General features: G+C 37.5%; 16 protein-coding genes. 11 read left to right on the top strand and 5 right to left on the bottom strand.

Translation table 11 applies throughout. From position 1 onward, the window contains the following. Nucleotides 1-65: 65 nt before the first annotated feature. The gene (dcd, locus tag CDOM16190_RS07685) at nt 66-626 is read right to left on the bottom strand and encodes a dCTP deaminase (protein ID WP_169941100.1); all 561 of its coding nucleotides are present in this window, start codon (nt 624-626) and stop codon (nt 66-68) included. Nucleotides 627-692: 66 nt separating this feature from the next. Then, on the bottom strand, nt 693-1541 hold the full coding sequence (locus CDOM16190_RS07680) for a TIGR01777 family oxidoreductase (protein WP_170019830.1): 849 nt from the start codon (nt 1539-1541) through the stop codon (nt 693-695). 176 nt (nt 1542-1717) lie between these two features. Here CDOM16190_RS07680 and modA point away from each other — a divergent pair, with 176 nt between their 5' ends. The 5 genes from modA to CDOM16190_RS07655 all read left to right on the top strand — a co-directional run bounded on the left by modA (nt 1718) and on the right by CDOM16190_RS07655 (nt 5888). Continuing rightward, nucleotides 1718-2419: a molybdate ABC transporter substrate-binding protein gene (modA, locus tag CDOM16190_RS07675; protein WP_170019828.1), complete on the top strand. Its 702-nt coding sequence runs from the start codon at nt 1718-1720 to the stop codon at nt 2417-2419. Further along, nucleotides 2397-3083, top strand: coding sequence for a molybdate ABC transporter permease subunit (locus CDOM16190_RS07670; RefSeq protein WP_249934146.1), 687 nt, complete (start codon nt 2397-2399; stop codon nt 3081-3083). The genes modA and CDOM16190_RS07670 overlap by 23 nt, the downstream gene beginning before the upstream one ends. Before the next feature lie 175 nt (nt 3084-3258). After that, nucleotides 3259-3708, top strand: a complete 450-nt coding sequence (gene accB / locus CDOM16190_RS07665) for an acetyl-CoA carboxylase biotin carboxyl carrier protein (protein ID WP_170019826.1) — start codon at nt 3259-3261, stop codon at nt 3706-3708. After that, a complete protein-coding gene (locus CDOM16190_RS07660; RefSeq protein ID WP_170019824.1) occupies nt 3708-5039 on the top strand; it encodes an acetyl-CoA carboxylase biotin carboxylase subunit in 1332 nt (443 codons plus the stop codon). The genes accB and CDOM16190_RS07660 overlap by 1 nt, the downstream gene beginning before the upstream one ends. 81 nt (nt 5040-5120) lie before the next feature. Continuing rightward, on the top strand, nt 5121-5888 hold the full coding sequence (locus CDOM16190_RS07655; RefSeq protein WP_170019822.1) for an SDR family NAD(P)-dependent oxidoreductase: 768 nt from the start codon (nt 5121-5123) through the stop codon (nt 5886-5888). Between the two features lie 28 nt (nt 5889-5916). On the opposite strand, the gene CDOM16190_RS07650 is transcribed toward CDOM16190_RS07655, so the two are convergent. Continuing rightward, nucleotides 5917-6747: a peptidylprolyl isomerase gene (locus CDOM16190_RS07650; protein ID WP_170019820.1), complete on the bottom strand. Its 831-nt coding sequence runs from the start codon at nt 6745-6747 to the stop codon at nt 5917-5919. 82 nt (nt 6748-6829) lie between these two features. Here CDOM16190_RS07650 and gltX point away from each other — a divergent pair, with 82 nt between their 5' ends. Genes gltX through CDOM16190_RS07620 form a run of 6 tightly spaced genes read left to right on the top strand, consistent with a single transcriptional unit; the run spans nt 6830 to nt 11711 of the window. Further along, nucleotides 6830-8203, top strand: a complete 1374-nt coding sequence (gene gltX, locus CDOM16190_RS07645; protein WP_170019818.1) for a glutamate--tRNA ligase — start codon at nt 6830-6832, stop codon at nt 8201-8203. A gap of 2 nt (nt 8204-8205) precedes the next feature. Continuing rightward, nucleotides 8206-9459, top strand: coding sequence for a malic enzyme-like NAD(P)-binding protein (locus CDOM16190_RS07640; protein ID WP_170019816.1), 1254 nt, complete (start codon nt 8206-8208; stop codon nt 9457-9459). A gap of 1 nt (nt 9460) precedes the next feature. Continuing rightward, nucleotides 9461-10087, top strand: a complete 627-nt coding sequence (gene upp, locus CDOM16190_RS07635; RefSeq protein ID WP_170019814.1) for a uracil phosphoribosyltransferase — start codon at nt 9461-9463, stop codon at nt 10085-10087. A gap of 13 nt (nt 10088-10100) precedes the next feature. Then, nucleotides 10101-10418 carry a putative periplasmic lipoprotein gene (locus CDOM16190_RS07630; RefSeq protein WP_170019812.1) on the top strand — a complete coding sequence of 106 codons (318 nt, stop codon included), beginning with the start codon at nt 10101-10103 and terminating at the stop codon, nt 10416-10418. A gap of 36 nt (nt 10419-10454) precedes the next feature. After that, the gene (locus CDOM16190_RS07625) at nt 10455-10988 is read left to right on the top strand and encodes an NAD(P)H-dependent oxidoreductase (protein ID WP_170019810.1); all 534 of its coding nucleotides are present in this window, start codon (nt 10455-10457) and stop codon (nt 10986-10988) included. 39 nt (nt 10989-11027) lie between these two features. Continuing rightward, on the top strand, nt 11028-11711 hold the full coding sequence (locus tag CDOM16190_RS07620) for an MqnA/MqnD/SBP family protein (RefSeq protein ID WP_170019808.1): 684 nt from the start codon (nt 11028-11030) through the stop codon (nt 11709-11711). A 16-nt stretch (nt 11712-11727) separates the two neighbouring features. On the opposite strand, the gene CDOM16190_RS07615 is transcribed toward CDOM16190_RS07620, so the two are convergent. Both CDOM16190_RS07615 and CDOM16190_RS07610 read right to left on the bottom strand, forming a co-directional pair. Continuing rightward, complete coding sequence (locus tag CDOM16190_RS07615; protein ID WP_170019806.1) at nt 11728-12441, bottom strand: TorD/DmsD family molecular chaperone; 714 nt, start codon at nt 12439-12441, stop codon at nt 11728-11730. Continuing rightward, complete coding sequence (locus CDOM16190_RS07610) at nt 12434-14104, bottom strand: 4Fe-4S dicluster domain-containing protein (RefSeq protein WP_170019804.1); 1671 nt, start codon at nt 14102-14104, stop codon at nt 12434-12436. The genes CDOM16190_RS07615 and CDOM16190_RS07610 overlap by 8 nt, the downstream gene beginning before the upstream one ends. Between the last annotated feature and the right edge of the window lie 8 nt (nt 14105-14112).

Genomic DNA, 14112 nt, shown 5'->3' with positions numbered 1-14112 from the left:
GCGGTTTTTATCAGCTAAACTACACTTTTAACTTAAAATTTAAAACCTGCTTTTAAAGCCAAAATTTATTTTAAAATTCTAGGTAGCGTTATGCCTTCTTGAGCTTGATATTTACCCTTTTTATCGGCGTATGTCACTTCGCACGGCTCATCGCCTTCTAAAAATAAAACTTGCGCTATGCCTTCGTTTGCGTAAATTTTAGCCGGAAGCGGGGTTGTGTTTGAAATTTCAATCGTAATATGTCCCTTAAACCCCGGCTCAAACGGCGTTACGTTCACGATGATACCGCAGCGAGCGTAGGTGCTCTTGCCAAGGCAGATGGCTAGCACGTTATCAGGCATATTAAAATACTCGACCGTGCGAGCAAGCGCAAAAGAATTTGGCGGAACTATACATACATCGCCAACAAAATCAACTACGTTTTTTTCGTCGAAATTCTTTGGATCTACGACCGTGCCGCCGACATTTGTAAAAATTTTAAACTCATTTCCGACTCTTATGTCATACCCGTAGCTACTAACTCCGTAGCTTACGACACCTTTGCCTACTTGCTCCTCGCAAAAAGGCACTATCATGCGCTCTTCTAGGCTTTTTTTTCGTATCCATCTATCGCTTTTTAGACCCATTTATAACTTCCTTTTTGGTTTCTTTGGATTTTATCACAACTTCTTTTAGCTATCGTTAAATTCGCTCTAGCAAATCAAATTTTCCAGAGCGTCGCTTATATTTTCATACTCGAATTTAAATCCTTGTGCAAGCAAATTTGCAGGATAGACCTTGTGTCCTTCAAGCAGTATCACGGCTCCTTCACCAAATTTAAGCTTGAGTGCGAAATTTGGCACTTTGAAAAAGGCTGGGCGATTTAGCGCTTTGGCGAGTGAGGCGGTAAAAATTTTATTTGTTACGGGATTTGGCGAAGATAGGTTATAAACGCCCTCTTTTTGGCTGTTTATCACAAATTCATACGCTCTTGCAAGATCCTTTATGACTATCCATGAAAATCCCTGCTTGCCGTCTCCTAAGATCCCGCCAAGACCAAATTTAAAAATCGGAAGCATTTTTTCTAACGCGCCGCCATTACCAAGCACTACACTAAGGCGAAATATCACGGTTTTAACGCCAAATTCTTTTGCCTTATATGCCTCATTTTCCCACTCTTTGGCAAGCCTTCCTAAAAATCCCTCGTCGTATCTATCCGAGCTTTCGTCGTGTTCCTCGCCGCTTTTATATATGCCGACAGCCGAAGTTGAGATGAAAATTTTTGGCGGATTTTTTAGAAGGCTCATGGCTTTTACTAAATTTTTAGTTGTGTTAATCCTGCTTGAATAAAGCTCTTTTTTATACTCTTCGCTCCATTTTTTAGAGATGTTTGCACCTGCCAAATTTATGATGACATCGGCACTTTCAATGGCTTCTTTGAGCCTTTGAGTATCGTTATATAAAGCTCTTTTTATAGGCACTATCTCATAGCCTTTGCTTGCTAAAAATTTACTTACGTAACCGCCTACAAAACCGCTAAGTCCGTTTATCGCTATCTTCATGCTTTTCCTTTTTTGTATTTTATCATCATTTGTGCAGGCTGGATGGATTTAAATTTTATAAAATATAAAAATATATAGAATTACTATAAAAATTTTAGAAAAATGCGTTTTAATTAGTATATAAGATTATATTTTATATTATCGCTGAATATTATTTTGATAAAAGGAAAAACAGAATGAAAAAGATAGCTCTTCTAAGCCTGATTGCGGTTTTTGCACTCGGTGCGGAAAATTTACTCGTAGGTGCCGGTGGCGGATATAAAAAGCCGGTTACTGCGGTTATTGAAAATCTTAAAAAAGAAGGCGTAAATGTAGAAGGTGCCTTTGCAAACATCAAGCAGATCACTATCCAAGCCGCAGAAGGCAAGATGGCTGTGATAGTGGGCGATGAGGCGTTTTTAAACAAAAGCGGACTTGAGATAAAGGGCTATGAGCGCCTAGGAAAAGGCACTTTGGCTCTTGTGACACCAAAAGGAAAGACGATAAATGATATCAAAGATATCGTGAAATTCGAGCGAATCGCGATGCCTGATGCTAAAAAGGCGATTTACGGTATCCGCACGACAGAATTTCTTAAAAATTCAAATTTAGAAAAAGATGTCGGCTCAAAAATGCTTGCAGTTGCAGGCGTGCCTCAAGTGGTGGCTTACGTGCTAAACAACGAAGTTGATGCAGGCTTTATCAACTCAACCGAAGCAGAAGCTGGAAGAGGCGAATTTGGCTCGGTTATCTATGTAGACGAGAGCCTTTATAGCCCTGTTTTTATAAGCGCAGCTAAGCTTGCAGCGTGCGACAAACACGCAGACTGCGGTAAATTTATAGATGAGTTAAAGACCGAGCGTTCAAAGGAGATTTTTGCCAAATTTGGACTTAAGTGATCTTGCGAGCCTTAATTGGCTCGTTCATCCGCTTATCTTAAGCGCAAAGACGCTTTGTATAACCTTCATTTTCTTCGTATTTATCGGGCTTCCGATAGCTTATTTTTTAGCCTTTTACAAGGGCAAATTTAAAGCGGTCTTTGAAGCGGTTGTGATGTTTCCGCTTATATTTCCGCCTATCGCCACTGGCTTTTTGCTGCTTTATTTGCTGGGGCGAAACTCATTTTTGGGTCAAATGCTAAATTTGCAGATAGTTTTTAGCTTTAGCGCTCTTGTTGTGGCTTCTTTTTTGGCAGGACTTCCGCTTTTGGTTAAGCCCGTTGCAAGCGTGCTTGAGAGCTTTCCAAAGAGCCTCATTGAAGCAGGGCAGAGCCTTGGTAAAAATAAATTTGAAATCGCGCTTTTTATCATGATACCAAACATCTTTAGGAGCGTTGTTTCAGCTCTTATCCTCGCACTTGCAAGAGGACTTGGGGAGGTCGGTATCACTTTGATGCTAGGTGGAAATATCGTAGGCAAAACCGACACCATCTCGCTTGCTATATTTAACGCAGTTTATGACGGAGAAAACGAGCGCGCGCTTATTTTGAGCTTGATTTTGGTTGTTTTGAGTCTCTTTATGTTTGGATTTATAAATTTGCTTGGTTCAAAAACCAATAAATAAATTTAATCAAATAAAGATATTTAGGCTTTTCTTTGCTATAAACCGGCGCGAAATTTTACCCTTTTAACCACAAATTTAGTGTTACCGACAAAGCCTTAAAAAATAAAAATAAACCTTAAAATTTAGCTTTTTTTGCTACAATACCTAGTTAGTTTAAAATTTTAGGAGAAGCTTTATGAAAAAAGAAGACATCAAAGAGTTGATCGAGTTTTTTAACGGAATGGATATGAATCGCATTAAGATTAAAAGCGGAGATTTTGAGGTTGAGCTTGAAAAATTCGCTGATTGTTGTGAGCTTCCTCAGCCTATGCCTCAAGCGCCAGCTCCTGCTCCCACGCCTGTAAATGTCGTGGTTAGCTCTGAAGTTAAGCAAGCCCCATCTTCAAAAGAGAGTATAAAATCGCCTATGGTAGGAACATTTTACGTAGCTCCAAGCCCTGGTGCGGCGCCTTTTGTCAAAGTGGGGCAAAAAGTAAGAAGAGGCGAAGTTATAGGCATTATTGAAGCTATGAAAATCATGAACGAGATCGAAGCGGAATTTGATTGCGTTATCACAGAGGCTCTAGTGTCTGATGGACAACCTGTAGAATTTGGAATGTCTTTATTTGGAGTGGAGAAAATTTAATGGAGATCAAAAGAGTTTTAATCGCAAACCGCGGCGAAATAGCGTTAAGAGCCTTGCGAACAATCAAAGAGATGGGCAAAGAGGCGATCGTCGTTTATTCCACTGCTGATAGAGATGCACTTTACGTCAAATACGCTGATGCTGCTATTTGTATAGGAAATCCCAGATCAAGTGATAGCTATCTAAATATTCCCGCTATTATTTCCGCGGCCGAGATAAGCGAAGCTGATGCGATATTTCCCGGATATGGTTTTTTAAGCGAAAATCAAAATTTTGTTGAAATCTGCTCTCATCATAACCTTAAATTTATAGGCCCTAGCGTAGAGGCTATGGCTCTAATGAGCGATAAAAGTAAAGCAAAACAGATGATGCAAAGAGCGGGTGTGCCTGTAATACCTGGTTCTGACGGAGCCGTAGCTGATGTAAAAGCGGCTAAAGAGCTTGCTAAAAAAATCGGCTATCCTGTTATTTTAAAAGCTGCCGCAGGTGGTGGCGGACGCGGTATGCGTGTAGTAGAAAAAGAAGAGGATATAGAAAAGGCGTTTTGGTCTGCCGAGAGCGAAGCTATGAGCGCCTTTGGCGACGGGACAATGTATATGGAAAAATATATCTTAAATCCGCGCCATATCGAGGTTCAAGTAGTAGGCGATAGTCATGGAAACGTAATTCACATAGGCGAGAGAGACTGCTCTATGCAGCGTAGACATCAAAAATTGATCGAAGAGAGTCCAGCTATATTGCTTGACGATGATACTCGCTCTAGACTTCATGAGACAGCCATCAGAGCGGCTAAAGCGATAGGCTATGAGGGTGCTGGAACATTTGAATTTTTAGTGGATAAGGATCTGAATTTTTATTTCATCGAGATGAATACGCGCCTTCAAGTCGAACACTGCGTTAGCGAAATGGTAAGCGGAATTGATATTATAGAGCTTATGATAAGAGTTGCCGAGGGCGGTGTTTTGCCAAGTCAAGATAGTATAAAGCTAAAAGGACACTCGATAGAGTGCAGAATCACTGCTGAAGATCCAAATAGCTTTACCCCTTGCCCTGGAAAGATAACAAAATATGTTTGCCCGGGTGGACGAAATGTGCGAATGGATAGCCATATCTATCAAGACTACTCTATACCTCCTTTTTATGATAGCATGATAGGTAAGCTTATAGTGTGGGATGAGGACAGAAATAAAGCGATTCACAAGATGAGAGTTGCGCTTGAGCAGCTTGTTATACAAGGTATAAAGACTACTCGAGATTTTCATCTAACAATGATGGAAAACAAAGATTTTATTAATAACAATTACGACACTAACTATCTTTCAAGACATTAAAATTCTGGCGGAGTTTTTACTCTGCCGAATTATCTTCTTATCTGTATTTTGGCTCAATTTATAAAATTTAGAGGAGAATTTATGAAAAAATACACTCTTATTACTGGTGCAAGTTCTGGTATAGGGCTTGAAGCGGCAAAAGCTTTTGCTAGGCGTGGCGAAAATTTGATTTTGATAGCCAGGAGAGCTCAAAGACTAGAGAGCTTAAGAAACGAGATTTTAAAATTTGCTCCTATGGTTGATATAATCATTAAAATTTGTGATCTTTCAAAGATAGAAAATGTCTATAAAATTTATGATGAGCTAAAAATTTATCAGATAAAAACATGGATAAATAATGCCGGATTTGGTGATAGCGCGGCTATAGGAAGCCAAAATTTAGAAAAAATGGAGCAGATGCTTGATCTAAATATAAAAGCTTTGAGTATATTTTCAACTCTTTTTGTGAGAGATTATCAAAACGTTGATGGTACTCAGCTTATAAATGTCTCTTCCGCTTGCGGATATAGTATGGTTGATAGCTTTGGGGTATATTGTGCGACTAAATTTTATGTAAGTGCATTTACTGAAGCGCTTTATAGGCAGCTTAAGTCAAATAATGCAAAAATGAGTGCTAAAATTTTAGCTCCGGCAACAACGCAGAGCGAATTTAAGCAAGTTGCTATAGATGCTGATGAGTACGATTATGCTAAAAATTACAAAAACTACCACACAAGCGAGCAGATGGCAGGATTTTTACTAAAACTGTATGATAGTGATAAGTGTGTAGGCTGGGTAGATAGAAAGAGCTTTGATTTTATCTTAAAAGACCCTATTTTTGATCATGTAACAAAGGTTAATATATCATAATAGGCAAGCGCAATAAACGCTTATTTATTTATCTTAGATATTTTATATCCGCTTTTGCTCTTAGCTTATTAAAATATTCGGTCACTACGCGGTCTTGTTCAAAATTATAGATAGTTGACATGACCTCGTTTTGAATATCTTGAAAATTTGGTAGAACTTCGCCTGATTTTAAATTTACTAAAAACATCTCAAATCCGCTAGGAGTTTGAAAAATCGGTGTGAAAGAGCCATTTGGTGTTTTGTTTAAAACAGCTCTTAGCTGAGGAGGTATCTGTTCGCTTTTTAGCTCTAAATTTTCTGTATTTACCTCTTGGCGCATGCTCATAGGAGATGCTTGTATCATCTCTAAAGAGTCTCTGCTTTGAGCTATGTATCTAGTCATTTTTATCTGGTTAAATTGTAAAAACATCTGCGGATTTTGCTCAAAATAGGCCTTTGCAGCCTCCGGAGTAACGTTAATTCTGGCATCTTTAAAGATATTTTGATATAGCTTTTCTTGCTTTATGCCATTTGCAACATCTTCTTTGAATTTCGTATAATCCATGCCTTGTGAAATTATATTATTTCTTAGTTGTGATACACTTAGTCCGCTTTCTTGAGCGATTTTTTTTATTTTTTCACTAATTTCAAAGTCGTTTGCTTCTATTTTAAGTGCTTTTATCTGAGCTTTTTCAAGCCTGTCCTTAATCAGGAAATTTAAAGCATTTCTCTCGTCCGTTTTTAGAATTTGTGAAGTTTTATATAGCTCATGAAGGGTTATAGGCTCGTTTTCAACTACTGCCGCAATGCCATTTACCATCTGGGCGAAGGCAAAATTTAAGCTCAATAAAAAAGTTAAAAAAAAGATATTTTTTGACATATGAAACCTTTGTTTAAGTCTAAAATAAATATAATTGCTGGCATTATAACATTTTAATATTTAAGTTAGATAAGGCAAAATTATGATAGTTACAAGATTTGCCCCCTCGCCTACGGGATACCTGCATATCGGAGGGCTTAGAACAGCGCTTTATAGTTATTTGTATGCTAGAAAAAATGGCGGCAAATTTTTACTCCGCATAGAAGATACCGATTTAAAAAGAAACTCGCAAGAGGCTACAATCGCGATCAAAGAAGCGTTTGATTGGTGCAACTTAGATCACGATGGTGAAGTTACCTACCAATCCAAAAGATTTGACGTATATAAGGCTTTCGTGCAAAAGCTTCTAGACTCAGGGCATGCTTATAAATGTTATATGAGCAAGAGTGAGCTTGACGAGCTACGTGCTCAGCAAGAGGCAAGAAAAGAAAGACCTAAGTATGATAATAGATATCGCGATTTTAAGGGCACTCCGCCTGAGGGTATAGATCCTGTTATACGTATTAAAGCTCCGCTTGATGGTGAGATTTTAATAAATGACGGTATAAAGGGCGAGGTTAAATTTAGGGTTGAAGATATACTAGATGACTTTATAATTGCTAGAAGTGATGGCACTCCTACTTATAATTTTACAGTTGTAGTTGATGACGCGCTCATGGGTGTAACTCATGTAATAAGAGGTGATGATCATCTATCTAATACCCCAAAACAGATAGTTTTATACGATGCGCTTGGATTTGAGAAACCAAAATTCTTTCATGTGGCTATGATAAACGGCGAAGACGGCAAAAAACTAAGCAAACGTCACGGTGCAACTGATGTAATGGAGTATAAACGTATGGGCTATCTGCCTGAAGCGCTTTTAAATTTCTTAGTGCGACTTGGCTGGAGCCACGGCGATGATGAAATTTTTAGCATGGAGGATATGTTAAAATATTTTGATCCGCATGATATAAACAAGAGCTCAAGTACATATAATGCTCAAAAACTGGATTGGCTAAATGCCCATTATATCAAGACCTTGCCTTATGATAGACTTGCAAAAGAGATGATGGAATTTGGGGTTGATTTTAAATCCATGCCAAAGGGCGAAGTGCTTTTAAACTCGCTTCGTGAACGCTCGAAAACTTTGGTTGAGATGAGCGATAGTGCAAGAGTGATAATAAATACTCCCAAGGTTTATGACGAGAAAGCTTATGCTAAATTTATTAACGAAACAAGCTTGAAAATTTTGGCTAAATTTGGTGAAATTTTAAATGAAAATTTGGATGCCAAGGGATATGAAGAGCTTACTAATAAATTTCTTGAAGCAAATGGAATTAAGCTAAAAGATCTAGCTCAAGCGCTAAGGGTCAGTTTAACTGGTTCAAGCGTATCACCATCGATTTTTGAAGTGCTTGAAGTGCTTGGAAGCGATGAGGTTAAAAATAGAATAAAAAACATAATAAAGGAATAAAAATGGCGCACGTAACAAAAGAAGAATCGCTTGATTATCATATAGGTGGAAAGATAGAGATAAAGGTAAAGACTCCTTGCGCGACAGCAGAGGATCTATCTAAGGCCTATACGCCGGGTGTTGCAGAGCCTTGCAAAGAGATAAGTAAAGATAACGAACTTGCGTATAAATACACAAATAAGGCTAATTTAGTTGCTGTTATTACTGATGGTACAGCTGTTTTAGGACTAGGCGATATCGGAGCGGTAGCTGGCAAACCAGTAATGGAAGGCAAGTCTGTTTTATTTAAAAAATTTGCAAACGTAGATGCTTTTGATATCGAGATAGACGAGAAAGATCCTGAGAAGATAGTTGAAATTTGTAAAGCTATAGCCCCTACTTTCGGTGGTATCAATTTAGAGGATATCAAAGCCCCTAAATGCTTTGAAATAGAAAGAAAACTTCAAGAAGCTGTAGATATCCCTGTAATGCATGATGATCAGCACGGAACAGCTATGATAACTAGTGCAGGGCTTATTAATGCGATTGAAATTTCAGGTAAAGATATAACAAAGATAAAGATCGTGGTAAGCGGTTCAGGAGCCGCCGGTATAGCATGTGCCAGAATGTATAGGCTGCTTGGTGCTAAAAATATAGTTATGGTTGATAGTAAGGGTGTGCTTCATGACGAAAGAGATGATTTAACGACCGAAAAATTAGAATTTGCTGTAAATACGACCGATAGAACTCTAGGCGATGCTATGAAGGGCGCTGATATGTTTTTAGGGCTTAGTAAGCCAGGAGTTTTAACTAAAGAGATGGTAAAAACTATGAATCCTGAGCCTATAATCTTCGCACTTGCAAATCCTACGCCTGAGATTTTTCCTGAAGAGGTTAAAGAGGTAAGAGATGATGTGATGATGGGAACTGGTAGAAGCGATTATCCAAACCAAGTAAATAATGTACTTGGCTTTCCTTTTATTTTCCGTGGAGCGCTTGATGTCAGAGCCAAAAAGATAACAGAAAATATGAAAATGGCTGCAGCAAAAGCTCTTGCGAAATTAGCTAAAGAGCCTGTGCCTGCTGAGGTTTGCAAGGCTTTTGGAGTAGATGAGCTAAAATTTGGTAAAGACTATATCATACCAAAGCCTTTTGACAAACGCGTGCTTACAGCTGTAGCTCCGGCAGTAGCGCAAGCTGCGGTAGAAGATGGAGTGGCTAGAGTAAAAGATTTTGATATAAAAGCTTATATAGAAAAACTTGAAAAAGGCTTTTAATATGAAAAACATCAAATTGATTTCTCATCCCTTAATAGAGCACAAATTGGCGATTTTAAGGGATAAAAACACAGAGCCTTTTCAGTTTAGAATGCTAGTTGACGAGATAAGCTATTTGATGATTTTTGAGGCGACCAGAGATCTAAAGTTACGCGATGTAACCGTAGCAACTCCGGTTGCAAATACGACAGCTAAAAAGCTTGCTACTAAAATTATGATATGCCCTATTTTAAGGGCGGCTCTTGGTATGCTTGATAGCGTATTTAAGATAATTCCTGATGCTAGTGTCGGTTTTTTGGGTTTTCAAAGAAATGAAAAAACCGCCGAAGCTGAGTTTTTTTATGCAAAACTCCCTCAAGATGCGACAAATAGAACCGCTATTATAATTGATCCTATGTTTGCTACCGGTGGAACTGCGATAGATGCTGTTAAATTCCTAAAACAAAATGGAGTGGAAAATATTAAATTTATATCTATTATCGCAGCTCCTGAGGGACTAAAGAGATTTAGTGAAATTTATCCTGATATAGAGGTTTATACGGCAGCGATAGATGAGAAACTTAACGAGAAAAACTATATAGTTCCGGGTCTTGGTGATGCGGGCGATAGGGTTTTTAATACACTATAAAGGAAGTCATAATATGAAAAAATATTTTACCTGTTTACTCTTAGTCTTTTTTATGTTCGGTTGCGCCACAACTTCTGAGCCAAAAATCTCAAAAAATGTAGAGACTAAAGAGTATTCAAGCATGCTATATGCTATGAAAATAACTAGTGATGACGGTTGGCAGACCGCCTCTATGATAGATAGTGATGATAGGTCATATAGTTTAAAAAGGCAAAAAAGCGCTACGGGAATTTTACTGAAAGACAGTAAAATTAGTGTTCATATAAAAGGGAAATTCGCTCTTTTCCAAAGTGAAGAGGGAGAGATGGTTGTCTTAGAAGAGCCTAAATAGCCTTTTGTATTATGAAATAAATTTATAGGAATAGGTATGAAATCTGTTGTGATTATGTCGCATCCTTATTATAAAAATTCTAGGATAAACAAGGCTCTTTTTGAAGTAGCCAAAGGCATTAATAATGTAGAAACAAGGCATCTAGAAGAGCTTTATGGTCACGATACAAGCAAGATTGATGTGGGAGTTGAACAAAAAATCCTTGAAAGTGCAGATAGAATAGTATTTCAATTTCCAATGTTTTGGCTAAATGTCCCTGCTATGTTAAAAGCATATATTGATGAAGTTTTTACTTATGGATGGGCTTACGGAAGCACCGGAGATAAGCTTAAGAATAAAGATTTTTACGTAGCTGTTAGTCTTGGAAGCTCTGAATCTGAATACTCAAAAGAAGGCAAAATAAAGTTTAGTTTAGATGAAATTTTACTTCCTCTGAAAATAACTGCAGGTTACTGCGGGATGAATTTTAAGGATATATTTGTAAGTGGAGGAGTTTATCGCATGAATGACGATGACATCGCAAATTGCTCTCAAAGATATATAGAACTACTTAAGGATAAGCAAATTTGATATGCCAGAGTTTCTTGTCCTCTTCAATTAGGAAGTATTTTGATATTTGGTAAGATTGACTATCTTAACTTGCTTCCTTTTCATATATTTTTAAAACGCTACACTTTAACAAGTTACTCTAAAAAAACAATTGAGTTTAAAAAGGGTGTTCCAAGTAAGCTAAATAAAGACTTGCGTGCACGCCGTATAGATGCTGCAGTGGTTTCTAGTGTGGAAAGTTTTAAAAAACGATATAAAAAGCTAAATTTCGGAATTGTCGCAAAAGATGAGGTAAAAAGCGTCTTAGTCCGTAAAAATTCTATTTCAAAGTCCGATCCCGCTTCTGCTTCATCAAATTTATTGGCTAAAATTTTAGACATAAAAGGCGAGATTATTATAGGAGATAGGGCGTTAAAAGCATATCTAAATGAGGGCCGAGATAAATTTTATGATTTGGCTAAAGAGTGGAAAGTGCGCACAAATTTACCATTTGTTTTTGGTCGATTTTCTTGCACAAAAGATTATCAACTTTATAAAAATTTATCTCGAAATTTTCTAAAACAAAACATCAAAATACCAAACTATATATTAAAGCAGTATGCTGATAGTAGAGGCGTTAAAGGCGAAGATATCAGATGGTATTTGAAATTTATAAGCTACAAGATAGATAAAAAAGAGCAAAAAGCACTTAAGATATTTTCTAAAGAGGCTAGATTACTCAAATTTAAGCGATTTGACACTTAAATTTGAGATAAATTGCTTAAGCCTCATCTTGAATAACAGGAGTAAACTCTTCCCATCTAAGCTTTGTTTTTGCTGTTGGCATCTTGCTTTGGAACGGCTCTTTTTTCATAGATGCTACGGCAACACTATCGCCTTCGGGTTTAACAGGCGCTTCAACTGCCAATAAAACTCTATCGATTTGTATTAAAATCTCCACTAGCTTAGCGTAAGAGTTGAAAAAATTTGCACTTTTATGCTTTTGCAAAAGTGAAGCAAACTCATCTGCAAAGTTATTTACAACCTCTTTAAATAGTTTTTCGCTAATGTTTTTCGCACCATTAATCTCGTCGTTTAAAAATGTAGCCATAATGAGAAAAACAAATCCAATAAAATCTTCACTATCTTTGCAAATCTCACTATTGCGGCGATAAGGACTGAGTTTCAGGCACTCTATAGTTCTAAGCCTGGCCGCTCCATCATCTCTTCCGTCCTCGTAAAATGAGGCGTTAAGAGGTATGTTTGAGTAGGCGAGATCAAATAAAACCTCGTTTTGTTCTTTTAAAAAAGCATCAAAATCAAATGCTTGTAAATTTTTAAACGCCTGATCCATCTCTTCTGTTAATGGATTTTGCGCTAAATACTCAAGTTGACTTTTCCATATTTTAAATTTCTCATCATTTTCATGGAAAAATAGAGGAAACGATAAAAATTCATAAAGGTATGCCCTTGCTTTTGTTATATTTTTATCCATTTAATATATCCTTGTGCATAGCTTCGATTTGTGCTTTTACCATTACTTTTGCCTTGCAATCGGAGCAGCAATATAGAGTTTTTAGCTTAACCGGATCGTTTGCAAATTTAGGCGACATAATCGCAGCGATTTTTTCGACAGCCTTTTTGGTTGCAAATTCTTTGCCGCACTCTACGCATGCGAACAGCTCATCTTTGGCAAGTTCGTTATATACGAAGTATTCAGGTTTAAGCTCTATTTGACCTCGTTTTAATACTATCGTATCTTTCTCGGCACAGCTTAGCTCGCAATATCCGCAGTTGGTGCAGATGCTTGGATTAAACATTATTGAGTTTGTTTTGCTATCGGCTACCAATGCGCTTACGTTGCATGCTCCAACACAGCTTAGACACAGGGTACAGCTGTCGCGGTTTATCTCTACCGTTCCGTAGCTGATGTTTTCTCCGGTTTTTACTACTCCTAAATTTTCGTCTCCGACAAACCACTCTAAGCGTTTTGCGAAAATTTCGCGCTTAGGCATAGCGTATTCACTCATTGAATGCTGCGAGCCATCTATTAAAGAGGCTCTTTGTAAAGCATCTTTTAGTTCGCTTTCATTCATCGCTACCTCAATTGCTTGGCGGTTAAATTTGATGTTATAAATTTGATTGACGATTAAGATTGCATCTTTTGTGCCTTTACTTGCAAAGTCCGTATAAAAGATCACGCTAGAGCCACTCTCTTGCAAAAGAGTCATAAAGTGAGATTCATGAAGCCATTTTTCTCCCTCTATTGCAAATGGAAGCACATTTTGAGGTAGCTTTAGACTTAATTTTTCTAAATTCATTTTCTTTGGAATTATAAGCGGAATTTTACCTTTGTACATCTTTGCGGTATCTACAAACGAATTTCTAGGCATATGCGAATAATCAAGCGCTCCGCTAGGGCATACGCTAATACATCCCCCACAGCCCAAACAGTCTATATGAGAGAATACAAGGTGTTTTGTCTCATCTTCTTTTAGTATCGCTACCGTAGGGCATACTTCTGCACATCTGCCGCAAATTTCTTGTCTGCGCTCATGGTATTGACAGATTGTGGAGTCATAGCTTATATGGGTTTTGTATTTAAAACTTGGACTTTTTTCGTTTAGTAAATTTAAAGCATCCTCATCGCTCATATTAGCTATTTCATAACAGCCACTCTGTTTTAACATATAATCTCTTGCGTTTTCAACGAGTAAAAAGTCGCAATCTATCTCGAATTCATCGTTTGCGCGAAGCACTATGACACTTAGTTCGCCGGCTGCGCCATATAGAAATTTTACTTCAAAGTGAGTAAGCTCAATAACTTTAAATCCGTTTTCTTTAAGTAGATTGGCTAAATTTTCACGTCCTACGTTGCTTACCAATACTACGTTTTTACCGACTGTTTTTTCGTGATCCACATCTCTTGCTAGATCAAATGCATTGGCTCTAGCCTCATATAGTAAGAGTGTATTTTTAGCCTTATCAAGCACGCTATCTTCGCTATTTTTTAAGTAAAAATTTATCTCGTTGGCTACTACATTCGCCTTTAGTTTTGGCGAATTTGATACAAGGTATTCGCCCTCTTTTGATATATCAATCTGCTCATTTAGCATAATGGTATCGTCAAAATCGTTATAAAAGCCAAATTCTTTCATTTTTTGTT

The sequence above is a fragment of the Campylobacter sp. RM16190 genome, from assembly GCF_012978835.1.
In the GTDB taxonomy this organism is placed as follows: Bacteria; Campylobacterota; Campylobacteria; order Campylobacterales; family Campylobacteraceae; genus Campylobacter_A.
Note: the sequence above shows the minus strand (reverse complement) of the source record. Positions and strands in the feature narration are given on the sequence as shown.